The sequence below is a fragment of the Kitasatospora sp. NPDC086009 genome (genome assembly GCF_044540385.1).
In the GTDB taxonomy this organism is placed as follows: domain Bacteria; phylum Actinomycetota; class Actinomycetes; order Streptomycetales; family Streptomycetaceae; genus Kitasatospora.
In genome coordinates this window covers 98,266-121,625 of the sequence record NZ_JBITSA010000011.1, presented here as the reverse complement: position 1 = coordinate 121,625, position 23,360 = coordinate 98,266, and the positions used below count along the sequence as shown (strand labels likewise).

The following is a 23,360-nucleotide window of genomic DNA, read 5'->3' as shown; positions in this document are numbered from 1 at the left end:
ACCGCGGAAATTAGGCAAAATCGAGAGTTCTCAATACCTGCAAATGATCGAGCCCACCATCGACAGGAACGTATCCAGCCCCTGCTGGGCGGCGCAACGTGGCAGTTGAACACTTGAACCACGCCCGGGAATCGAGGAATCCAGCACTCGTTCCACCGGTGCGCGCGGGTACCGGACATCATTGAATACCATCGCCCGGCTATTCAGGTCCAGGGCGGTGCGTGCGCGCTCGCACACCCTCCTCGCACAACGCAAGGGGCGGTGGCCGGCTCCTCCGAGCCGACCACCGCCCTCACCGGGACCACCGCCCCTTGCCGGACCGCGGTCCGACCGCTACCTCAGAGCGCGCTCTCCCCGCGCATCCACTGCCCGAGCGTCCGCCGCGGGTACCGCACCACCACGTCGCCGCCGCGCACCCGCCCGGTCACGTTCACCCGGAGCTCCGTCGGCTCGTTCCAGGCCGCCTTGGGCACGCGGACCTTGAGGTCGCCCACCCCGACGGCCAGGTCGTGGGTCGCCACCACGATGCCGGGCCTGACCACGATGACCAGGTCACCGCCGATGCTCAGGTAGACGTCGAGGTCGAGCGTGTCGTGCGTGATCACCGCCTGGGTGAAGTCGAGCTTGACGTCGCCCCCGTGCATGCGGACGTCCAGCCGGCGCGGGACCTCCCAGGGCCCGGACCGGCGCAGGGTGCCGAAGCGCTGGTTGATCTCCACGATGTCCTTGCCCGGCGGGCCCGTCCGCACCGGGGGCGCGGGAACGGGCGCGGGCGCGGGGACGACCGGAGCGAGGGGGGCGACCGGCAGATCGCGGGTCAGCCCGGCCAGTTCACCGAAGGTGCGGGCGTTCAGCGCCACCGTGAGGCGCTCGTCGAGTTCCTCGGCCGTGAGCCGGCCGTCCGCCGCGGCGTCGCGGAGGATCTCGACGACCTCGTCCCGGTCGGCGTGCGAAGCCCTGATGTCCTCCGCGGACACGTCCCCGGCCTTGCGACCGTTCGACGCCGTGTCATCCGTCATGTCTCCGGCCTGATCCTTCTCTGGGGAGTCACATCGAATCGACGGTACATGACACCGGTTTGTCCCTTCGACCGCAAGCGGAACATTCGGCCGTGTTCAACTGGTGGCCCCCGCGAGCCGGACCGGATCCCCGGGCGCCGCCCGGCCTCGAACTCCCGTCTCAGGACGGGGCAGTTGAACGACGCGACGCACGGCGCCTCCCCGCATTACCGTCGGCCGAACGAACCGTCATGCGCAACCTGCCGTCTAAGCCTAGGAAGTGAACGGGGCCATGGAAACGTCGCTGGTGAGTCTTGTCATGGGATCCTTGACGTCCGCGACGGTCGGCGCCGCGGCTCGGCTGGGTGTGGCCGACGCCCTCGCGGACGGACCGGCCACGGCCGCCGAACTGGCCAAGGCCGTCGACGCGGACCGCGACGCGCTGGTCTCCCTGATGACGGCCCTGACGGCGCTGGGGATCTTCGCCCGGGACGAGGACGGCCGCTACACCAACTCGCCCCAGTCCGAGCTGCTCCGCACCGACCACCCCGACTCGATGCGGCACCTGACCGCGCTGCTCTGCGGCCTCTACGCCCAGGCCGCCGCCGGCGGCCTGGCCGAGGCGGTCCGGACCGGCACCTCGGTCATGCCCCACGCCTTCGGCGTCCCGCTCTACGAGTACCTGGAGAAGGACCCCGAGACCGCGCGGATCTTCGACCTCGCGATGCAGGACTGGGCCCGGCCGATCGGCAAGATCCTGGCGGAGCACGTCCCGTTCGAGGACGTCCGCACGGTGATCGACGTCGGCGGCGGCAACGGCACGCTCCTCAAGGCGATCCTCACCGCCCACCCGCACCTCAAGGGCGTCTGCGTGGACCGTCCGGACACCTGTCGGCGGGCCGAGGCCGAACTCCGCGCCTCGGGCGACGCGGACCTCGCCGGACGACTCACCTACCGCCCCGCCGACATCCTCCGCGAGGTGCCCGAGGGCGGCGACCTCTACATCCTCAAGAACGTCCTCCACGACTGGAGTTCCGAGAGCGGCATCCAGATCCTCGGCAACATCCGCCGCGCCATGAGCGCCGGCGCCGACGGCTCCCCGACCCTCCTGGTCATCGACCCCCTCGCGGAGCACGACTCCGGCGCCGCCTTCCGCAACGTCATCAAGATGATCGTCGGCGAGCCCAACACCCGCGAGCGCACCGAGACCGACATGCGCCGCGAAGCCGCCGCCGCCGGCCTCCAGGTCGTCTCCCTCACCCCCTGCCCCGCCGACCTCACCGTCACCACCTGCACCCTCGCCTGACCGCCCCCCGGGCCCGCTGGGCCGCCTCCCCGGGGAGGCGGCCCAGCGGGCCGTCCCGGCGACGCAAGCGGCCACAGCCGTCCGGCTCACGTACCGCCAGGTTCGAGACCTCCAGCTCTCAGTCCCTCACGCGATCTCAGCGAGTCGCTGAGCAGCCCGGGCCAGCCGAGTGGCCTCCCGCTCCATGTCGAGCAGAGCACGAAACGAGGCTCCGTAGCGCCGCTGGACGGGAAGTTCGCGTTGGGGAATGCGGGCGCCCTTGACGTCGAGGCGGTAGGAGCCGCTCTGGGACGTGGAGCGGCGGACATTGGAACCGGCGCGGAGGAACCCGTCGAGGTACTCGGGGTCGACCTGGCCGCCGACCACGCGGGGCTCGCCGTCCTGCAGTTCGACAAGACCGGCCCGGATGAGGTCGGAGACGGTGACGGTGGCCCCGTCCCACAGGTCCGCACCGTCGCCGCGGCGCAGCTCGGGCAGCCGGCTCTGCAGCCCCGCTAGGGCGTCGGCGAGGTCGGAACGAGCCTGTTCGTACTCGTGGGCGAGGCCGCGCCGGACAGTGGGCAGGTGCACGGCAGGGGTGAGGTCGACGACATCGTCGAGCAGATCGACCAGTGGAACATCGACGACCTGTGCGTCGGTCGGCCGCAGCGGGCCGCCGGGCTTGTTCTCGGTCAGGTCGATCAGGCGGACGCTGTCGGGACGCGGCTCGCCCTCCTCCGGCCGTCGCAGGGTCCAGAGGTGGATCGGCAGGACGTGACCGGAGGCGACCCCGCCGGGCAGGGCTACGACCTGGCGGACGATGCCGCGGCGGATGAGCTCGGCACGGATCCGCCGGCCGGCCTTCCGGTAGGCGACCGAGGCCGGCATCACCATGAGCACATGGCCGCCCGGTGCGGTGTGCGCATACGCCTGCTGGAGCCAGGCGAGTTCGCCCTCCGCGCGGGCGCAACTGAGAGCGTTCACCACGCTGCTCCGGGAGGACACGACTATCGCCAAGTCGTCCTAAGCCAGCACTGCACACCCTGACACCGTCTCGCTCGGCGCCCCCAAGATCGCGCCTCACGGTGCGAGGTCGCACGAGACCAGCTGCCAGTCACGACCCACAACCAGCGGGGTTCCGCATAGGTGGTGGTCTTCATGGACGCCTCGCCCGTGAAGACCACCACCTAAGAGCTGCCGTGGCACAGTTGATCAATTGCCCGACACTTCACGGGCGGGACCCTCAGGACAGCACAGCCGGTTACCAGAGCACCCTGGCACGCCGCTCGCTGTTGAACCCGAGGCCATGCCGGTAGATCTCCGGCACCCAGAAGCGCCCGTCCTGGCCCTTGCTGAAAACACCGGACTCGATCAGCAGATCGGCCTGCGCCGTGGTCAGGTCGACCTGTTCCAGCTCGAACGGAACCGTGACGGAGTGGCCGAGGCCCTGCATGTGCGCCAGCAGCTTGCCGATCTCCTTGTCCTCCTCCCCCACTGAAACAATCTTGTTTCTGCTGCACTCGAGCAGCGCCTTCCGCATCGCGGTCGGCACGAGTACACGATCTTCTACCGTGTCGTTGTACTGCTCTGAATTCTTCGCGGCTGTCGCGAGGAACATAACGACGTCCCGCGCCTGCACTTGGCCGTTGAAATCCCCGAGAGCAGCGGGGACCCACAGGTGCGAGCGCGCCTCTCTGGACTTCTCGCTACCCATCTTCCAGCCCCACACCTGGATGAGGCTATTGATCAGCTCATCCTCCGAAAGATCGGTGATCCTGGACAGGGGGACAGGCTCGGGCAGGGCATCAGCATGTGCGGTCACCCACAATGCCAGCCTCAGCGCCTCCTCCTTACTCCAGTGCAGGGCATAGTGACTGAATCGACCAAGCAGCTGACCACTGTTCTGCCGAACCGCCCCGGTCACGAGGTCCCGGCGAACGAACACCACGAGCCCGAAGGGTCGACCACGCAACGACCGAAGCCATCCGAGGACGTCGATCAGCAGAACTCTCAGCGCCGTGCGCTTAGCATCGCTGTCAAGGTTCTGCAGGAGATCCTCGAGGCCGTCGATCACAAATACCGCCCTGGCCCGCCGACCAAGGCTGATCAGCGCCTCCTCGGGAGTCGTGCCATCGGAGACTTCCAGTCCGCATGACACAGCAAGGCACTCCAGCCAGAGACTCCGCCAACCGAGTTCGTCCTGACCACTGAGCTTTCCCAGGCCCGCTTTCAGCCGGTCCGCACTGGACACGGTGATGTCCAGGTGGGCGCCACCTCCGTGCTGCGCCGCGAATTCATCGCGGAGGTCTTGCGGCTCAAAGTCCGTGGACTCCAGATTTGCCGATTCCAGGACAGGAACGATGGGGGCTTCCACCGTCACACCAGTGATCCCTGACTGTCCCGCAAAGGTCTGCCACGTACGCGCCGCGCATGCCTTCGCGTACATGAATGTCTTACCCGCTCCCTTTGCCCCTACGACGAGGACCTGGGGCAGCTCGGTACGGTGGTCGGCGAGCAGGCGACGAAGCGGTTCGGTCACCAGGAATCCACCGGCAGACGACAGGCCGCTCTGTTCCGCGTAGACGAGGTTGCCGGCGGTACGAGCCAGGTTCCCTCGCAATTGCGCGTAGTCCACCCCCGCACGCGCCAAGGGTGCGGACCCGGCTACGGCGCGCAGTGAAGGTGCCGGAAGGATCGATTCGAGCCCATCAGCGACTCCGCACGACGAGACGACCTCCAGTACCGCGTCCCAGGACGAGGGGAGCGCAAGCAGCTCCTCCCTGAAGGGGCTCAGGACCGGCTGCGCAAACAAGGCCGTATCCACGGCTACGGTATCGGTGTCGTCGGCCGTCGCGGCCGATCCGCCGAGCGCTGCGCCGAGGGCTGCCGAGAGCGCCCTACGCGCAGCATCAACCTGGACCGTGTGAGCGTCCATCCGGTACTGGGTGATGATGATCGACGTAGCCGGGTCCACACCCTGCAAAGCAGGCGCCTTTTGCCCGAGCTGACGGACCAACATCTCCGTTCCGGCCAAGGACTGATGGCTCAACGTTGTCACGAAGACGCGCTGGACCCTGGGGTCCAGAAGCACTGGGGCGGACAGCTCGGACGCTCCTGCCCGGAGGTCGACGACAACCGTGTCGACACCGAGGCGCGCCCCCAGGGCCGCGAGCGCTTCAGTCACGAAGTACACGGGACGGCCGGGCGAGAGAAGATCCGCCGGTTCGATCCGGGGCGGGACCAAGGTCGGCCGACGGCTCGACGGCATGACCGTGATGCTTCCGCCGCCCGGATAGTGACCCGCCTGCTGATTGGGAAGGTAGGCCCCAGCGACGTCGACCGCCCCGGTCCAGTCATGGCCCTCTGCACCCTGGAGGAGGGTAATGAAGTCCTCGTAGGAGAAGTCACACTGCCCTCCCTGCTCCGTATGCATCCAGGTAATGCCCGGAGCTTCGAGGTCTGCGTCTACCAGCAGGACCTTTCCACCATTCTTGGCCAACCTGTCGGCGACGGCTACTGCATGCACCGTGCGGCCGACTCCCCCCTTGAAGGAGTGGAACGCCAGGACTTGCACATCATCGGCGAAGAATGGCTCCACCGGCCTGCTGAGAGGTTCGGCCAAATAGCGCGTGATGTGCTTCTCGCGAAGCAACGGGACACGCCGCCCCCGCCCGCCGGTGTCCTCGCTTTCCATACTGAGTTCGACTCTCAGTCCGGTGAACTCCATAGTGCGAGGGTCATCGAGACCAAGCAGCAGTTCCCCATCAACCCATCCTGCGGACCCGGTCCCGAATACCTCGTCCAGCCAGCTCTTGACCGCTTCGGGCGCGACGGTTTTGGCGGTCACCAACTCCAGGCAGTCCCACCAGCCATCTGCGGCGACAAGCCAGTCGGGCCATACCCCAGCTGTCGCCAGTCTCGTCAGGTGATCATCAACATCCACCCAGCTGAAGAGACGGCCGGGAGGCGCGATTCCGCTATCCATGATCTCCAGCTTTCCCAGTTCCGCCACGACCCAGCCCCCCTAGTCCTGCTCGCACCATGTGATGAGTTCGTCCAAGAGGTCGCGGGCCCTCTTCTCGTCCTCTACATGCAGTTTGACACCATAGCGCCAGGCCTGGTGCAAATCGGCAATGGCCACGTTCACCGCCGATTGTCCTGCTGTCCGACAGTTCTGCATTCCCCTCAGCGCCGCCCCGAGGCGCCGTGGCAGCCCCAGATCCTTGGCCAGCTTCCAAAGATCATGAGTCGGTTCGAGGAGTGAGGTGTCCCGAAGGCCCTTACGTATCAACACCCGCTCTTTGAGCGCGCACTCCGCCGCATAGAAGAGCAGGAGGCACGACGTGACCGCGTCCCCGCCCTCCGCCACCCTGCCCGCACTGTCCCGCAGCTGCATCCGTCGTCTGCGGAGAGCATGCGCCCCCACATGAAGCACCATGCCGCACATCATCGCACCACGACAGCATGTCAAGGGCATGAAACGAACGATCAAGATGCACCAGACAGCCGCACCTCCCCCGACCGAGCCGAGGCTCTTGGTTTCGACACGGTCCGACCGGTCCACCCCGCCTCCGTTTCTCTGATACCACGCTGACTTGCAGTCGGAGGCAGCTCGGTCCTCCGCTGGCCTCGACTCCTCGCCCAGCAGGCAATCGCCCTGACCCATACGAACACCAGGCCAGTCCACAACCCTTGCAGCGCATCACTGCGTGCGAGTGCCGACAGGTCCACCGGGGTAGATCGGAAGGCGCCCCATCTCGTCGCGGTCCACCAATGCAGCCGCCTTTTACCGCCTCGTCATCAGTCGGCGCCCTCGCGCCCGGGCGGCTGGTTCGGGCCGCACACCTGCTCCCGCAGGACGCTGCTCTCCGGGCCGGTGCCCCGCGTGGGGGAGCAACTAGACTGGGGGCTCGGTTCGCGAGAGGTCGATCCGCGCACGGACGACGCGTGCGCCCGGGGTGAGGAAAGAGGTGTGCCGTGCCCGATGCGGACTCCGGTGCGTCCACGCTCGCGGCGAAGCTGGACCGGCTGTTCGACGTGGTCCGCCGTCCCGACCGTGAGCCGTACAGCCACGAGGAGGTCGCCCGGGCCTGTCGGGAGGCGACCGGCGAGAGCTTCTCGGCGACGTACCTCTGGCAGCTCCGGACCGGCCGCCGGAACAACCCGACGAAGCGTCACCTCGAGGCGCTGGCGCAGTTCTTCCAGGTGCCGCCGACGTACTTCTTCGACGACCGGCAGAGTGCCAGGATCGCCGAGGAGCTGGCGCTGCTCGGTGCGCTGCGCAACGCGGGCGTTCGGGACGTGGCGCTGCGCGCGGTGACCCTCTCCCCCGAAGGGCTCGGCACGATCAGCGACATGATCGAGGCGATCGCCCGCCGCGAGGCCGGCGGCCGGTAGCTGCCGCGGCGGCTCCGAGATGGTGAAGCGGATTCCCTCGGCGTTGCCGCGTCCGTAGTATCACCTCCCGGTCGACCGCCAGGGGGGCGAATCGTGGGGTATCCGGGTGGGGTTGAGCAGGGGCTCTGGCAGCGATGTCGGGGGGTCGCGGAGTCGATACCGATTCCGGAACCGTTCGGCATACCGGCGCTGACCGAGGCGCTCGCCGTGCGGCGCGGCAGACCCATCGAACTGATGCCGCTCTCCGGTCCGGAGCACTCGCCGTGCGGCGTGCTGATCACCACCGACCGGGCGGACTACATCGGTTACCCGGCCGACACCACGGCGCTGCACCAGCAGCACATCGTGCTGCACGAGATCGGCCACCTCCTCTGCGGGCACACCGGCGGCCCCGGGGCCGCCCCGGCCGTGTCGCCCGCGCTGACGACGCTGCTGCCGGAGGACCTGGTGCGCCGGGTGCTCGGCCGGTCCGGCTACACGCAGCGGATGGAGCAGGAGGCGGAGCTCGTCGCCTCCCTCGCGCTACAGCGCGCGCTGCACCGGCCGCGCTCCACCGCCGTCGGCCAACTCGCCGACCAGGTCGTCCGGTTACGGTACGTGTTCGGCCGGCCGCTGCGGCCCGGCGCGGCCCGCCGTGGGTGACCAGCTGGCCAACGCCGCCGGGTACTTCGCCGGTGCGGTCGCGCTGCTGGGCACGATCTGGAAGATCCTGATGGACCGGGGACGCCGGTCCGATCCGGCGCTCCACCACGGCTACGCCTGCGGGGCGCTGATCGGCGCGGGGATGGCGGTGAGTGCCCCCGCCACCGGTCCGGCGCTGGCCGCCCTGCTCCCCGATCCGAGCCACCTCACCCTGGTCGCCGACCAGTTGAAGGTCACGGCCTCCGGGGCGCTGGCCATGATGGCGTACTCCACCCGGCCGGCTGCGGCGGCGCGGCGCGCGGTGCGGCGGCAGACCGCCCTCACGGCCGTCACCGTCCTGCTGGGCGTCGCCCTCTTCCTCGCCGCCTCGCCCGTCCGACGGGGCGCCGAGGTCGGCGTCGACGCCGCGGGCCGGCCCGTCCTGGCGGCCTACGTCACGTTGTTCGCCCTCCACACCGCGTGGTGCCTGGCGGTCTTCGGCTTCCTGATCGGGCGCTGCGCGCGGTGCCTACCGCGCGGAGTCCTCCGGCTGGGCCTGCGCCTGATGGCGCTGAGCGCGCTGGCGGGCCTGCTGTGGACCGCGGACACCCTGCACGACCTGGCGAACATCATCGCCACGGGTCACGAGAACGGCACGGAGAGCAGAGTGTCCGCGCTGGCGGGCGCCGTCTGCGTGACGCTCGGCTTCGCCGGTGCGACCGCGTCCGGCTGGGCGGACTGGGCCGGACGCGTCCGGGCCTGGCACGATCACCGCAGGCTCGGTCCGCTCTGGTCGGCGCTGCGGACGGCGCTACCGGAGATCGAACTCGCCGCCCGGACCGGGCTGTTCGGCGACGCCGGCGGGCCGCGTCGCCGCGACATCCAGTTCGCGCTGTACCGGCGGATCATCGAGATCCGCGACGGCCAGCTCGCCCTCCGCCCCTATCTGCATCCCGCGGTGCGGCACTGGGCGGCGGAGGCCGTCGGCCCCGCCGAAGCGGAGGAGCTGGCGGCCGTGGTGGAGGCGGCCGCCATCGCGGCCGCCCTGGAGGCGGCCCGGGCCGGGCACCGGTTCGCCGGGCACCCCGGCGAGGGGTGCGTACCCCACCCGGTGGCGGCGGGCATCCACGAGGAGGCGGCCTGGCTGGTCCGGGTGGCCGCCGCCTACACCGGCTCGCCCGCCGTGGCGCACGTCCGCGCCCGGGTGCGCGACGAGCTGGACCGCGCCGCGCTCCGGCACTGACGGCATGGGGCCGCCCCGCCGCCCGGCGTCTGCGGCGGGGCGGCGGGGCGACATCGGTGGGCGGGGCCGCGCCGGCGGCCGGGGCGGCACCGGCGGGCCCGCCCAGGAACGGGCCGAACCAGGAACTGGCCCGCTCAGGAACGGCCCCGGCGCAGACCCGGCCCCGCTCAGACCCGGGCCAGGTCGGGCATCAGCTCGTACACCTGCTCCGCGGACCCGGGGTCGGCCTCCAGGCAGGCGACCAGGTCGGCCCTGGCGGTGTCCGCCCGGTCGAGCCCGATCAGGCAACGGGCCCGCTGCAAGCGGGCGTCCACGTCCTCGGTCGCGCCGAGCACCTCGTCGAGCAGCCCGAGGGCCTCGCCGTAGCGTCCGGCGTCGTGGTGGACCACGGCCAGGTTGAACCGCATGCCCGGGTCCGCCGAGAGCTCGACCGCACGGGCCAGGTCGGCGCTCGCGCCGTCCAGGTCGCCCTCCTCGTAGCGGAGTTCGCCGAGCAGGGCCCACGCCTGGGCGTACTCGGGGTCGGCGGCGAGCGCGGCCCGCCAGGCCTCGGACGCCGCCGCGGGGTCGCCCTCGGCCGCCAGCAGCTGACCCTTCAGGCAGAGGAGTTGCGGGCTGTCCGGAGTCGCCGCCAATCCGGTCCCGACCTCGCCCAGGGCGCGTTCGTGCTCGCCCGCCTCGAACAGCAGGGCGGCCCGGTTGAGCCGGGCGTCGGCGAAGGCCGGGTCGAGCTCCAGTACGTAGCCGAAGTCCGCCGCGGCCGCCTCGGTCTCGCCGACCTCGGCCAGCACGTCGGCCCGGTTGAAGTACGCCTCCGGGAAGGGCGGCGACAGCCGGATGGCGCGGTCGTAGTCGGCCAGCGCCTGCTCCGGACTGCCGAGGTCGCGCCAGAGCATCCCCCGGTCGAAGTAGTACTCGGCGTAGTTGGGGTCGCACTCGATCACCGCCGTGTAGTCGGCGACGGCATCGGTGTGGCGGCCCAGGCCCGCGTACACCTGCGCGCGGTTGTAGCGCAGCACGGAGCGGTGCAGCGCGTGCTCGTGCTCCTCCAGGGTCTCGTCGAGCCGGGCGATGCAGGCGTCCAGCAGCTCCAGCGCGGCGTCCAGGCGGCCCTGGTGGACCTCGATCAGCGCGAGGCCGTTGCGGTTGAACACGACCCGAGCCTCCCGCTCCTTGGGTTCGGGGTGCCACTTCGCGAAGGCGATCGCCTGGTTGACCCAGCTCCGGGCCAGCTGGTGGTCGCGCCGGTCGGCGCCGAAGTGCCGGGTGTGGAGCATGGCCGTGGCGTACGCGGCCTGCATGTGGACCTCGGGCGAGGAGCTGAGCGCCCGGGCCTCGTCGTACAGCGGCAGCGCCTGCTCGGCGAGGCCGAGCGCGGCGAAGGAGGTGGTCATCTTGGTGGTGAAGGCCCACCAGTGGGTGGGGTGGCTCTCGTGGGTGACCAGCCGCCGGCCGCGCTCGCCGAGGTCCAGGACGGCGTGGTAGTAGCCGAGGTCCATGCAGTGGTCGAGCGCGTGGCGCAGCGTGTCCGCCCCGACGCCGGACGGGTCGCTGCCGTGCTCCGCGTGCCAGGCGATGGCGCCGAGCCGCAGCGAGGACTCCCCGGCCGTCTCCAGCTCGGCCCGTCGCAGGTCGTGCAGCCGGGCGCGCTCGGTGGGCGGCAGGGCCAGGTAGGCGGCGAGCTCGTCCGGGTCGTCGCCCACGCCGTCCCCGTCGATGTGCCGGCGGCCGAGCACGGCGGCCGACGGCGTCCCGGCCGGGCCTCCTTCGCTCACCGAACCCGCCGGCCGCCCCTGGTCCGGCGCGCCGCCCTCCCCCGCCGGGACGACCACCGAGGCAACCACCGGGCCGACCACCGTGCAGTACGCGGCCAGCGCGGTCGGCAGGTCCTCGCTGCCGAGGCCGGCCGGGCTCGCGGGCGGCTCGTCGCCGGTGGTGACCACCACGGTGAGCAGCGCGGGATCGACGCGCCGCAGCAGGACGGCGAGGAACTCGGCGTCCGTGGGGTCGGCCGCGTGGGCGTCGTCGACGATCAGCGTGCGCGGGGCGGAACCGACCGCGCGCAGGTACGCCTCCAGGAACTCGACCAGGCCGTGGGCGATCCGCAGGGTGCGCAGCGCCGAGTAGAAGCGGGTGCGCTCCTTGGGCACCGCCAGCGAGGTCAGCGTCTCCCGGGTGGCCGGCACCAGGTCGCGCAACTCCGGTGTGGTGGAAAGGATCTCGATGTCGTGCCCGGTGACGGCCTCGGGGCAGCGGGCGAGCGCGTCCGGGACGATCGCGCGCAGGATCGCGCCGACGGCGGTGTAGGGCCCCCGGAGCCGGCGGTTGGCGTTCACCAGGGCGAGCACGGGCGGCAGGTCGAGCCGCTCGCGGGCGTCGGCGCGGGCGGGACGCCCGGCGGCGCGGACCCAGTAGTGGCGGTGCTCGGCCATGACACAGCTGCCTTTCGTGCGGTGGCGCAGGAGAGAGGGGTCGGTTCGGGCGTCGGGCCGGGGCGGCGAGCCGCGCACGGGCGGGGGCGGGCGTCAGGCCGAGGCGGCGGCGCGCCGCTCGCGGGCGACGAGCACGAGGACGGCCACCGTCTGCGCGGCGCTGAGCAGCATCAGGGCGAGCGAGTCGAGCCGGCCGGCGAGCGAGGCCTGGCCGGTCAGCCGCAGCCACATGTCGTGCAGCAGCCGGTAGGCCGTCGGTACGACGACCCCGGCGAACATCGTGAGCGTGAACACGTAGCCCGCCAGCATCAGCCAGGCGTACCAGCGCGCGACGCGGCGGTCCACCGGGTGGTGGACGGACAGGTCCAGCGGCGGCCGTCCGGTGCCGCGCCGGACGGCGTTGCGCAGCACGTCGGCCGCGGCGGCGTGCAGGTTCACGCAGCCCAGGACGGTGCTGAGCAGGACGTAGAGGTCCGTCCGCAGGTAGAAGAACCCCTGCCAGGCGAGGCGCAGTACGGTGGCGTAGGCCATCGCGAGGCAGATCGACGCGACGCCGGCGTTCGTGTCACGGGTCAGGTCCGCGACGAGGGTGAGCACGGCGATCGCCAGGGTGTCGGCCAGCATGCCGGCCATGATGGGCAGGTAGCGCTTCCGCCGCTCCACGCCGACCAGGCCGTCGAGGGAGGTCTCCAGGACCAGGTAGACGAGCCGGCGTCCGACGGAGAGTCGCGAGCGCAGGCCGAGCCGGCGTCCGGCCAGCGCATGGAAGGCCTCGTGCAGGGCGAGCAGCGGCACCTGGCCGACGAACAGCATCAGCACGACGAGGGTGTAGGACGAGCTGAAGAAGATGTGGTCGACGCGCGGGACCAGCCGGGGCACCCGGATCATCTCGGCGACGGCGAGGGCCGTCACGAGTGCGTAGCCGACGAAGGCCGGTCGGCTGAACACCAGCCGGCCCAGCCGCTGCCAGCGCACCGGGGTGGCACCGCCCGCCGGTCCGTCCGGTCCCACCGGTTCCCCGGCGGAGCGGACGAGGTCGAGCTCGACGAGGGCCTCGACCAGGTCGGCGATGTCGACGCTCTCACCGTGCGCGGCCTCGTAGCGTTCGGCGGCCTCGCGGGGCGTGCGGCCGTCGGCCAGCATCCGGACCAGTTCGGCGCCGTCGGGCGGGAAGACGGCGTAGGTGTCGGTCTCCGGGCTGCCGATGGTGACTTCGTCGGCCTCCTGCAGATAGACGAGGCGACGCAGTGGCACCGCACGGTCCAGGTCGACGCCCGGGGCGGCGGAGCCGCTGTCCGTGGAGGAGTGCACGGATCCTCCTGCGGGAGGTAGGCGGAGGGGCGAGGTGGAGCGGTGCCGGCCGCACGTGGGTCCGGCCGGCACCGTGTGCCCCCTTGCCCGGGGGGATGGATCAGTTCTGCACGGCGCAGGACCACGGCAGGTACAGCGCACGGGCCGCGCTGGTGAGGCGAACCGGGCCGGCCTTGCGGACGACGATCTTCTTCATGGCACACACCTCCTTCGATGACTGGCTGGCAACAACGCCATCAGCTGAGATGAATGACCATGGGTCAGTCGTCCACACCAGCTCGGCGATGGGCCAAGAGTGGTGAAGTTGTGCCGATCGTGTCAAGGGACCGGACTCGACTGGCCGGAACGGTGGAGAGGGCCGCCGGACGGCCCGCCCACCCGGCCCCGCAGGCCACCTCCGACCCGCCCGCCGCCGCTGGCCACCCGGCGTGACCGGGGCCGCCCGGCCGGTTCGCCGGACGTCCCCCGGGACGCAGTGCGCGGGGGCGCACGACGGCGCATCGAGCGTGTACACCGCACTGTTGCCAAGAGATGTCTGAATCGTGTCCCAAACTGCGCCGCTCTTCCCGCGATCACCTTGCCGACCTGCCCGTTCGCCGTACGGTCCGGGCGCCGCCGACTCCTCGCGGAGATGTCACACCAGCCTCGTGAATCCCTCCAGCACCACATCGCTCCCATCGCGAGAAATTCGGCCAAATTCCTCCTCCGGCAGGTCTACGATCTCCCAACGTCGGAGCGGATCAAGACGGTTGGTGAGGACCAGGAGGTGACATGGGTCTGCTCGGCGGCGACCAGCCCTTCGCCCGAACACTCACCGCCCACGATCTCGAAGCCCTGGTCTCGCTCGGGGCCGAGCGCACGTTCCGGCCGGAGCAGCACCTGCTCTCCGAGGGCGACCGGTCCACGCACGTCCTGCTGGTGCTGGCCGGCTGGTCCATGGTCTTCACGGCCATCGACCGGGGGGCGACCCGGCTCGTGCTCGGCCTGCGCGGACCGGGTGAACTCATCGGCGAGCTGGCCGCGTTGGACCAGCGACCGCGCAGTGCGACGGTCCAGGCGCTCGGGCCCGTCAAGACCCTGGTGATTCCCGGCGACAGCTTCCGCCGGTTCCTGGCCGAAAGCCCCCGGGTCGGCAGCCAGGTGATGACCCAACTGGCCTCCCGGCTAAGGGACTCGGACCGCGAACGGTCCGCGCTCGCCTCGCTCACCGTGGTCCAGCGACTCGCCCGCCGCCTGGTGGAGCTCTCCGGCACCGACGCCACCTCCCGGCCGGGCCGGGACGGCGCCGCCGCGGTCGTCCACCTCGCCCAGGAGGACCTCGCCGCGACCGTCGGCGCCACCCGCGAGGCGGTGGCCAAGGCACTCAGGCTCCTGCGCGACCAGGGCCTGGTGCGCACCGGCACCCGGCAGGTCGAGATCCTCGCCCCCGCCCCGCTGCTACTGCTCGCGCGGGGACCGGCCGAGCAGCGGCCGGAGGCGCGACGGCGCACATGAGGCGCGGCCGGGCGTCACCGCACGGCGCATGTAAACGGTCACAGACAACCCGGCGCGCGGCAGGCAATCCTGACGGCGTGGCAGAGACAACCATGGGGGTGGACGTGGACGACCAGGCAGTCGACGCGGTGTACGAGCTGGTCGTGGGCGTGGACGTCCGGCGGTCCGGGTCCTACGACGACCAGGGCAAGACCCGGATGCGCCGGCAGCTCTACGCCGTCCTCGACCGGGCGTTCGCCCGGGCCGGGGTGCCGGCCCGGCTCGTCCACCGCGAGGACCGCGGCGACGGCATCCTGGCGGCCATCGCCTCGACCGTCCCGCCGGCCCGGATCATCGGCGTCTGGGTGGCCGAGGTGCACGAGCAGCTGCGCCAGGACAACCGCGACCTGCGGATGCCGCTCGGGCTCCGGATCGGCCTGCACGTCGGCCCCGTCACCCACGACGCCCAGGGGATCAGCGGCCACGCCGTCGACCTCGCCTGCCGGCTCACCGACTCGGACGCCGCGCGCCGGCTGCTCGAACGCGACCGGGCCGACCTGGTGGTGGTCGTCTCCGACTCCCTGTACCGGGAGGTCGTCTGCCACGGCGGCCGCTTCGTCGACCCCGAGCACTACGCTCCGGCGCGACTGCGGCTCAAGGACGGCGGGGTGCACGCCTGGCTCCGGCTGCCGGGCAGGCCACGGCCCGTCCCGGTACCCGAGGGCGGCGGCACGTCCGCCGAGGGGCCGCCCGCCGACGAGCCGACCACAGGGGAGCCGGCTCGCGGCGGGACGGCCGACGGCGGCACGACGGGCGCACCGGACCACGCGGCCGGGAGCGCCCCGCACCGGACCGAGCCCCGCCCCGGGCCCGCCGCGGACCCGGTCGCCACCGGTCTGCCCCACGGCACCACCGTCGCCGGGGACCTCTCGGTGCACCACGACAACACGTACCAGGCGCCGGTCCACATCGGCCGCACCACCGAGGGAGACCGCCGTGGCTGAGCCCGCCGGCACCACCGAGGCACCCGCCGAGCGCAGGGCGGAGGAGCCGCGCGAGCGCGCCGCCCGGCGGCCGGAGGCCCGCCCGGAGCCCCGGGCCGGCGGGCCCGAGAACCGCGGGCACCATGACCGCGGCCGCGAGCCGGGCGACCGGGACCGCCGCGGTGCGCACAGCCCCGGGCGCGACCGCGCCGACCGGGAGCGTCCCGGGCCGGACCGCCCCGAGCGGGACCGCGGGCCGCAGCCGCCGGCCGGCGACGAGCCGGTGCGCACCGGGGACGGTCCACCGCGCGCCGAGGCGGACCGGGAGGAGCCGGGGCGCGCCGAACAGGACGGCGAGGAGCAGGAGCGCTCCGAACGCGAGCGCGCCGCCGGCCGCTTCCGTGAGCGCAGCCGCGACCGCCTCCTGGACGAGCAGGAGGACGAGGGCGGCGCCGCCACCGGGATGGCCGCCACCTCCCGCGCCCACCGCTCGGCCCGGTCCTCCTACCAGGTCGGCGGCGACCACAACCTCTTCGACCGCTCGGTGTTCCACCGCGCCCACATCGGCGACGTCCACCTCAGCCTGGACGGCCGGCAGGCGGTCGGCGCGGTCAGCGGCCCGGTGCCGGAGGCGGAACTGCGCCGGGTCCGCCGGATCTACCGCGAGCCGGAGGGGTACGTGGGCCTCCAGCGGGCGCTGCGCCGCCAGCGCGTGCTGGTGCTCGCCGCCGCCCCGGGCACCGGCCGGACGTGCACCGCGCTGGCGCTGCTCGACGAACTGACCCAGGCGGGCCCCGCCCAGCCCGCGGCCGGGGCGCAGCCCGGCGGGGCGGCCGGCGAGAAGCCGCCCGCCCGGGTCTCCCGGATCGCGCCGGACACCCGGGTGCCCCGGCTGACCACCGTGGTCGCCGAGGGCGAGCACCGCGACCGCGGCTACCTGCTCGAACTCCCGTCCGGCGGGGGCCGCACGGTACTGCCGCCCGACGAGTTCGAACTCGACGCGCTCGCCGCTGCCCTCGTCGCCCGGGACTCCTTCGCGGTCCTGGTGGTCGCCGCCGGCCCCACCGCCGCCCCGCTGCTCGCCGGGCGGTACGGCCTGATCTGCCCGCCGGCGCCCACCGAGGAACTGCTCCGGGCCCGGCTGGCCGAGCGCCTCGCGGCGGAGCCCGCCGGGGCGGGCGGCGAGCACCCCGACGCGGAGTCCGACGCGGAGTCCGACGCCGGGTCCGCAGCAGGGTCCCCCGGGTCCACCGGGTCCGCAGCAGGGTCCACCGGGGAGCCGTTCCGGACCGACCCCCACGCGTTCGGGCGTGCCGAGGAACTGGTCGACGACCCGGAGGTGCGCGCCGCCGTCGGCCTGGAGGACCTCCGCCCCGCCGAGGCCGAGCTGCTCGCCGACCTGGTCTCCGCCCACGTGCTCGGCCGGCTCACCCGCCAGGACCTGCTGGACGGCTGCGCCAGCCTCGCCCCGCAGCAGGCGCAGCAGTGGTTCGCGGGCGCCGACCGCGAGATCGCCGACACCGCCGGGGACAACGGCCGCTCGGCCGCCACCGTGCTGCACCCCACCGCGTCCCGGATCGCCCTCGCCGTCCTGAACGGCTCGGCGCACAGCACCGTCGCGGAGGCCGCGCACCTGCTCACCTGGGAGTTCGCGGTCGCCCGCGATCCCGCCAACGCGCCCGCCCGGCCGCTGTTCTGCGACGACCCGGCCTCCGACCTCGCCTTCCTGCGGGCCGAGTTGACCGACGGCGAGGTGGAGACGGCCGGTGTCGGCGCACCCGCCCGGATCGTCCGCTACCGGGGTGCCGCCCTGCCCGCCGCCGTCCTCGCCGAGGTCTGGGACCGCCACCACCCGGCCCGCGAACCGGTGATCCGATGGATGCGGCTGCTCGCCGACGACCCGCGCCCCGAGGTCTGGGTCCGGGCCGCGCTGGCCTCGGGCGAGCTGTGCTCCCGGGACTTCGCCACCGGCTACGAGAAGCTGGTCCGCCCGATGGCCACCGCCCCCGCCACCCAGCGCCGCGCCTTCGCGGCCACCGTGCTCGACCAGACCGCCCGGCACGAGAGCCACCGGCCCGCCGTCCGGGCCCTGGTCCGGGACTGGACGAGGTCCGACTCGGTGCGGCTGCGCTGGACCGCCGCGATGGCCCTCGGCTTCGGCCACATCGCCCCGGTGGAGGAGGCGCTGGACCGGCTGGCCCGGATCGGCACCGACGAGCACGACGACCAGGCGCCGCTCGTCTCGCACAGCGCCGTCCGGCTGCTGTCCGGCCCCGACGACCGGGCGGTCCTGCGCCGGATCGCCGACTGGACGGCCGACCGCCGCGTGCCGCACCAGGACCTGGGGCTGCTCACCATCGTCCGGCTGGCGGTGACCACGGTCGGCGAGGTCTGGGACGGCGAGGCCTCGCCGGACCTCGCGAACCACCTGGACTGGCCGCTGCCGCTGGCCCTCGCCGTGACCCGGCCGGACCGGGTCCGGGCCCTGGCCGACCTGATGTGGACGGCGCTGCGCACCCCGCGCTCCCACGAGGCCGCCACGGACTGCCTGGAGTACTGGTTGCGCGGGGCCGTCCCCGAGGAGGACGGCGGCCTGGAGGGCGGCCCGGACACCCGGCGGGGCCTGGCCGCGCTGCTGCCGTCACTGCTCGGCGGGGACCGCGAACGGCAGCTCCTGGACTGGTTGTTGCGCCGGATGATGAAGGATCCCGACGCCCCGCTGGACAAGGCGGCGGCCCGCCGCCTCTGGCACCTCGCCACCGAGGGCCGCCCCGCCCCCGAGGCCCGGCCCGCCCCCGTCGGCCGTCCGGACCGGAGCCGCACCGCCCCCGACCCGAACCGCACGGACCGGCGGCACACGGACGAACAGCGCACGGACCGGCAGCGCAGGGACACCGAGGAGGACGAACGATGACGGACGACCCGAAGGCGGGCCGGAAGTCCCCCGGCCGGGGCGGCGCCTCCTCGGTGCACCCGGCAGGCCCGCTGCTCAAGGAGTACCCGCGCCCGGAGGGCGGCCTCCCGCAGCCCGGTGCCGGCGTCGCCCAGGTGCTCTTCTACCGCAACGGCGGCCACAGCATCATCACCGCCCGGGGCAGCGAGCACGTCGGCCGCCCGTTCATGGCCCGGCCGGTGACGGTCTGCGAGGTGGCGCGGGGCACCCATATGACCCGGGTGTCGCTGCAGGTCCCGGCCGCGGGCGGCACCACCTTCTTCGAGGTCGAGGCCGACATCCAGTGGACGGTCACCGACTACCTCAAGGTGGTGGACGAGCAGGTCACCAACGTCGCCGTCCGGCTGCGGGCCCCGCTCACCGAGCGCCTGCGCGGGGTCTGCGCGGGCTACCCGATCACCGCCGCGACCGAGGCCGACCGCGCCGTCAAGTCCGCCTGCCGCAACGGCCAGTGGGACGACCTGGGCTACGACCTCGGCCTGCGGGCCGAGTTGTACATCCGCTTCACGGTGGACCGCAAGGCGATCGCGCAGGCCGAGCAGGTCCGGGACGACGACCACCGGGGGACGATGGCCGAGCGGGAGCACGCGCACGACCTGGCCGGCGAACACCACAGCGGTGAGCTGCTCCAGCTGCGGATGCAGAAGTTCCGGGTGATGCTCGAAGGCGGCGAGTGGAGCCAGATCTGCTTCATGCTCGCCGACAACCCGGCGGAGGCCCGGGCCTTCATGGAGCTGCTGCGCCAGGAGGCCCGCCAGGACCGGCGCGAACTCCTCGACCACACCCTGGACCTGGTCGAGAAGGGGGTGATCCAGTCCGCCGAGCTGGAGAGCCAGGTCCGGGAGCTGCTGGGCACCGGGGCGTACCGGGTGGAGGGCAGCTTCGGCCGACCGCCGGTGCGGCCCGCACCGCCGCGCCGCGAGCTGCCGCCCGGCCGGGAGCACGACGACGGCCCGGACGACCGCTGGGACGAGCACCGGGACGACCGGTCGGACCGCCGGCACGATCGCGACGGCAGCCGCGACGACGACCGGAAGGACGACCGGAACAGCGACTGGACCGACGGTTGGAACGACAGCCGGTGGGACGAGCGCCGCAGCAGCTGGAACGACCGGTCGGACCGCCACGACGACCACCGCCGCGACGACCACCGGAGCGACACCAACCGGAGCGAGCGCCGCCGGAACGACCGCCGGGACGATCGGAGCACCAGGGCGGACGGCCCCGGCGACGCCCGGAACGAAGGGGCCGCGCACCGCAACGACCGCCGTACGGAGCAGCGCGAGAACCGGTGGTCCGAGCCGGACGACCGCCGAACCGACCGGACGGACCGTCCGGGCGGCCAACGCCCCTACACGCCCTCCTGGTTGGAGGCCGACCCGGCTCCGCCGCAGCGGCCCGCCGCCGACACCCGGCTTCGACGCCGGCCCAGCGAGGCCTTCGACGACTGGGAACCCGCCCCGGCCCGCGACGCCCCCGGGCCCCGGACCGACCGGACCGGCACCCCGCGCACCGACAACCACGGCCCGGACCGCGACCGGGGCCGGCGCCGCGATCACGACCCCGACCACGCCCCCGACGACGACCGCGACGACGACCGGCCCTGGTCGCCGAACGGCGGGTGGTGAGCCGTGCCCGACCCCCGCACCACCACCGTGCCCCCGATACCGCCCCCCGCCGCCACCTCCACCACGTCCCCGTCCCCGACCACATCCCCGTCCCCGCAGGCACCCGCCCCCGACGAGGCCCGCTTCGTCGCGGACCGCCTGCTGGCCGCCGTCCGCGAGGACATCGGCCGGGCCGACACCAAGGCCTCGATCCTGCTCACCGCCGCCCTCGGCCTGCCGGCCCTGCTGCTCGGCCGCAGCTGGCCGGACGGCCGGCCCACCGGCCTCGCCGCCGTCCTGCTCGCCCTCGGCGGCGCGCTCTGGGCGGCCGGAGCCGTGGCGCTGGTGCGGGCGATCCTGCCCCGCACCGGCACCCAGCGCGCTCACGAGGGCGTCACCTACTTCGGTGACCTGCTGCCGGCCGAGGGCCGCACGGCGCTGGCCGACCGGGTCGCGGCGGCGGGCCGCGACCCGGTCGGCTGGCTGCTCGTCCAGGCCGTCGACGTCAGCACCATCCTCGCCGCCAAGTACCGCTGGATCCGCTGGGGCGTCGGCTGCCTCGCGCCCGGCGCCGCCCTCACCACCGCCGGGCTGCTGCTCGCCTGACCGCACCCTCCTGCCCCCACCCGCCGACTCCCCGGCCGGCCACACCGGTCGGCCGGGAGCACGCACCCTGATCCAGAGGAGATGACGGTGCACCACCTGTCCCTCGGGCCCTCCCGCAGGCGCGCCACGACGGCCGCGGCCCGGCCCCGGCGGCCGCGCCACCGCCTCGGTCGCGCCGCGGCCGTCGTCGCGGCGGCGGCCCTGCTGACCACGGGCCTGCCCGCCGGTCCGGCCGCCGCCGACGATCCCGCGCCCGCGCCCGCGCCCGCGGCCGCGCCCGGCACACCGTCGGCGTCGATCGGCCCGGTCAACTACGCCGTCGCCGTCGACGAGTCCGGCAGCCTCAAGCCCGCCGACCTCGAACGCGAGCGCGCCGCGGCCGTCCGAATCGCCCTCGGCGAGGTGCACCCCGCCTCGACGGTGGGCGTGTTCGGCTTCGCCAGCGCGGACAACGCGGGCCAGCACCCGGTGGACGAGGTCTGCCCGCCGACCGTCCTCGACGCCGCCGGCCGCGACCGGATCGGCACCTGCATCGCCAAGCTGCACAGCCGCGCCCCCGACGAGGGCCAGGGCACCGACTTCCCGAACGCCGTTCTCCAGGGCGTCGGCCGGCTCGGTGACGGCACCGACCCGGCCGTCCCCCGGGTCCTGTTCGTCCTCACCGACGGCAGGCTGGACGTCAGCGACAGCCCCGCCTACGGGGACCCGGCGCACCGGGCGGCCGCCGGCGAGGAGGCGCTGACCAGGGCACTGGCCGCCGCCAAGGCAGCCAACATCCAGATCTGGCCGCTCGGCTTCGGCGCGGAGATCGACCGGGCCGCCCTGGACCGGATGGCGGCCGGCGGCTTCCAGGAGGGCTGCGTCAGCCTGCCCGGTGCCAGGCCCCGGGCTTCGGTGGTGCAGGACTCGGGCGCCGTCGGCACCGCGCTGGAGGCCGCCTTCGCCGCCGCCCACTGCCTGCGCGCCGAGCCCGGCAAGACCGGCCACCCGCCGGCCGACCTGCCCGTGCGGATCTCCCCACTCGCCACCGTCGGCAGCATCGTGGTCGACAAGGGCGACCCGCAGGTCACCGCCACGTACTTCGACCCCTCCGGGAAGCAGATCACCGGGCCCGGGTCCGACCCCGACTCGACGTTCGAGTTCTCCGGCCGCGACCAGAGCGTCGAGTCGCTGCGCATCACCGACCCGGTGCCGGGCGACTGGCGGGTCCACCTGGACGCCCCCGAGGGGCACCGGGACCAGCTGGCCAGCGTCAGCGTGCTCTGGCGCGGCGCCCTGAACAGCTCGATCACGCTGACCCCGCCGTCGCCGCGGGCCGGCGAGAAGGCCGTGGTGACGCTCAAGCTGCAGACCCGCAAGGGCCTGGCGATCACCGACCAGCAGGACCTCAAGGACCTCGGCGTCACCGCCGTCCTGGCGGGCGAGGGCTTCCCGTCCGTCCCGGTCCCGCTGGCCGACGACGGCGCCGCCCCGGACGCGAAGGGCGGCGATGCCACGTTCACCGGCACCGTCACCGTCCCCGCCGGCGCCACCGGCCGGATCACCGCCTCCGGCACCCTGACCGCCTCCGGCCTCGCCGCCGACGAGAACCGCCCGGCCGCCTCGGTGGTCTCCCCGGCGGTGCCGCTGGTCACCGCGTCGTTCTCGCTGGACGGGGGCGCCAGCGCCCACCCCGGGGACGGCGTCGGGGGCACCCTGACCCTGCGCAACGACGACGCGGTGCCGCACACCCTGCGCCCGGCCGTCACCGACCTCGCCGCCGGCCTGCTGACGGTGTCCCCGGGCTCGGTCACGCTGGCGCCCAAGGAGTCGCGCACGGTCGACGTCACCCTGACCGTGGGCAGCGCCAAGGCGTTCGGCCGGCTGCTCGGCGACGACGGCGTGACGGTGGGCGGCAAGGTCACCGTCGTCGACACCTCCGACCGGGACCGGGTGCTGGTCGACAGCCCGCTGTCCCTCACCGTCACCCCGCCGCCGACCTTCCTGGAGCAGTGGTGGTGGGCCCTGGCGCTCGCCGGCGCCGTCGTGGTGCTGGCCGTGCTGGGCCTGCTGGTCCGTCGCCGGATCACCCGCGACCGCAGCACCCCGGCCGGGCTGGAGCTGCTCCTGCTCGACGACGGCGGGCGCGAGATCGGGAAGCACACCGCGTCCGCCGGCTCCCGCGGCTGGTACGAGTTCGAGGTGAGCGGTGTCGGCGGGCCGCACCCGCGCATCGTCCGCCGGCCCGGCGGCACGTACCGGGTGCAGCGCAGCCAGGACGGCGGCGCGGTGCTGGAGATCCGCCGCCGGTCGCCCTCGCGGCTGAGCGCGGACACCCCCGTTCCGCTCGCCGACGGCCTGAGCCTCGGCCTCGGCGCGGGCCGCCGCACCGGGCCGACCCCGCCTCCACCGCGGTCCGACGACCGGCCGTTCGCGACGGGACCGTCCACGCCGTCCTCCGACTACCTCTGA

Annotated in this window: 16 protein-coding genes; 10 read left to right on the top strand and 6 right to left on the bottom strand. The window is 73.3% G+C overall.

Features of this window, described 5'->3' with window-relative positions; all coding sequences use genetic code 11:
• Positions 1–338: 338 nt before the first annotated feature.
• Complete coding sequence (locus tag ACIF6L_RS24840; RefSeq protein WP_329490239.1) at positions 339–1,019, bottom strand: DUF1707 domain-containing protein; 681 nt, start codon at positions 1,017–1,019, stop codon at positions 339–341.
• A 271-nt stretch (positions 1,020–1,290) separates the two neighbouring features.
• Here ACIF6L_RS24840 and ACIF6L_RS24835 point away from each other — a divergent pair, with 271 nt between their 5' ends.
• Positions 1,291–2,304 (top strand): methyltransferase, encoded by a 1,014-nt coding sequence (locus ACIF6L_RS24835; RefSeq protein ID WP_396491196.1) that lies wholly within the window; start codon positions 1,291–1,293, stop codon positions 2,302–2,304.
• Positions 2,305–2,430: 126 nt separating this feature from the next.
• Here the strand turns inward: ACIF6L_RS24835 and ACIF6L_RS24830 are convergent, their stop codons facing one another.
• The 3 genes from ACIF6L_RS24830 to ACIF6L_RS24820 all read right to left on the bottom strand — a co-directional run bounded on the left by ACIF6L_RS24830 (position 2,431) and on the right by ACIF6L_RS24820 (position 6,721).
• Positions 2,431–3,267: an N-6 DNA methylase gene (locus ACIF6L_RS24830; RefSeq protein ID WP_396491195.1), complete on the bottom strand. Its 837-nt coding sequence runs from the start codon at positions 3,265–3,267 to the stop codon at positions 2,431–2,433.
• 277 nt (positions 3,268–3,544) lie between these two features.
• Positions 3,545–6,295, bottom strand: coding sequence for a KGGVGR-motif variant AAA ATPase (locus tag ACIF6L_RS24825; RefSeq protein WP_396491194.1), 2,751 nt, complete (start codon positions 6,293–6,295; stop codon positions 3,545–3,547).
• Between the two features lie 12 nt (positions 6,296–6,307).
• Positions 6,308–6,721, bottom strand: coding sequence for a hypothetical protein (locus ACIF6L_RS24820; protein ID WP_396491193.1), 414 nt, complete (start codon positions 6,719–6,721; stop codon positions 6,308–6,310).
• 539 nt (positions 6,722–7,260) lie between these two features.
• Here ACIF6L_RS24820 and ACIF6L_RS24815 point away from each other — a divergent pair.
• The 3 genes from ACIF6L_RS24815 (at position 7,261) to ACIF6L_RS24805 (ending at position 9,544) form a co-directional block, all read left to right on the top strand.
• Positions 7,261–7,680, top strand: coding sequence for an XRE family transcriptional regulator (locus ACIF6L_RS24815; RefSeq protein ID WP_329490229.1), 420 nt, complete (start codon positions 7,261–7,263; stop codon positions 7,678–7,680).
• 234 nt (positions 7,681–7,914) lie between these two features.
• Positions 7,915–8,322 carry a ParH-like protein gene (locus ACIF6L_RS24810; RefSeq protein WP_380382303.1) on the top strand — a complete coding sequence of 136 codons (408 nt, stop codon included), beginning with the start codon at positions 7,915–7,917 and terminating at the stop codon, positions 8,320–8,322.
• Complete coding sequence (locus ACIF6L_RS24805; protein WP_396491192.1) at positions 8,315–9,544, top strand: MAB_1171c family putative transporter; 1,230 nt, start codon at positions 8,315–8,317, stop codon at positions 9,542–9,544. The genes ACIF6L_RS24810 and ACIF6L_RS24805 overlap by 8 nt, the downstream gene beginning before the upstream one ends.
• 167 nt (positions 9,545–9,711) lie before the next feature.
• Here ACIF6L_RS24805 and ACIF6L_RS24800 read toward each other — a convergent pair whose 3' ends face one another.
• Both ACIF6L_RS24800 and ACIF6L_RS24795 read right to left on the bottom strand, forming a co-directional pair.
• The gene (locus ACIF6L_RS24800) at positions 9,712–11,976 is read right to left on the bottom strand and encodes a tetratricopeptide repeat protein (RefSeq protein ID WP_396491191.1); all 2,265 of its coding nucleotides are present in this window, start codon (positions 11,974–11,976) and stop codon (positions 9,712–9,714) included.
• Between the two features lie 93 nt (positions 11,977–12,069).
• Positions 12,070–13,287 carry a hypothetical protein gene (locus tag ACIF6L_RS24795; protein ID WP_396491190.1) on the bottom strand — a complete coding sequence of 406 codons (1,218 nt, stop codon included), beginning with the start codon at positions 13,285–13,287 and terminating at the stop codon, positions 12,070–12,072.
• A gap of 771 nt (positions 13,288–14,058) precedes the next feature.
• Here ACIF6L_RS24795 and ACIF6L_RS24790 point away from each other — a divergent pair.
• The 6 genes from ACIF6L_RS24790 to ACIF6L_RS24765 all read left to right on the top strand — a co-directional run bounded on the left by ACIF6L_RS24790 (position 14,059) and on the right by ACIF6L_RS24765 (position 23,360).
• On the top strand, positions 14,059–14,781 hold the full coding sequence (locus tag ACIF6L_RS24790; RefSeq protein ID WP_329490224.1) for a Crp/Fnr family transcriptional regulator: 723 nt from the start codon (positions 14,059–14,061) through the stop codon (positions 14,779–14,781).
• Positions 14,782–14,858: 77 nt separating this feature from the next.
• Positions 14,859–15,764, top strand: coding sequence for a hypothetical protein (locus ACIF6L_RS24785; protein WP_359837068.1), 906 nt, complete (start codon positions 14,859–14,861; stop codon positions 15,762–15,764).
• Entirely contained in the window at positions 15,757–18,657 is a 2,901-nt protein-coding gene (locus ACIF6L_RS24780; RefSeq protein WP_396491189.1) for a hypothetical protein, read from the top strand. Before ACIF6L_RS24785 ends, ACIF6L_RS24780 begins: the two co-directional genes overlap by 8 nt.
• A complete protein-coding gene (locus ACIF6L_RS24775; RefSeq protein ID WP_396491188.1) occupies positions 18,654–20,324 on the top strand; it encodes a hypothetical protein in 1,671 nt (556 codons plus the stop codon). Before ACIF6L_RS24780 ends, ACIF6L_RS24775 begins: the two co-directional genes overlap by 4 nt.
• Positions 20,325–20,327: 3 nt before the next feature.
• Positions 20,328–20,909, top strand: a complete 582-nt coding sequence (locus ACIF6L_RS24770) for a Pycsar system effector family protein (RefSeq protein WP_396491187.1) — start codon at positions 20,328–20,330, stop codon at positions 20,907–20,909.
• An 87-nt stretch (positions 20,910–20,996) separates the two neighbouring features.
• On the top strand, positions 20,997–23,360 hold the full coding sequence (locus ACIF6L_RS24765) for a VWA domain-containing protein (protein ID WP_396491186.1): 2,364 nt from the start codon (positions 20,997–20,999) through the stop codon (positions 23,358–23,360).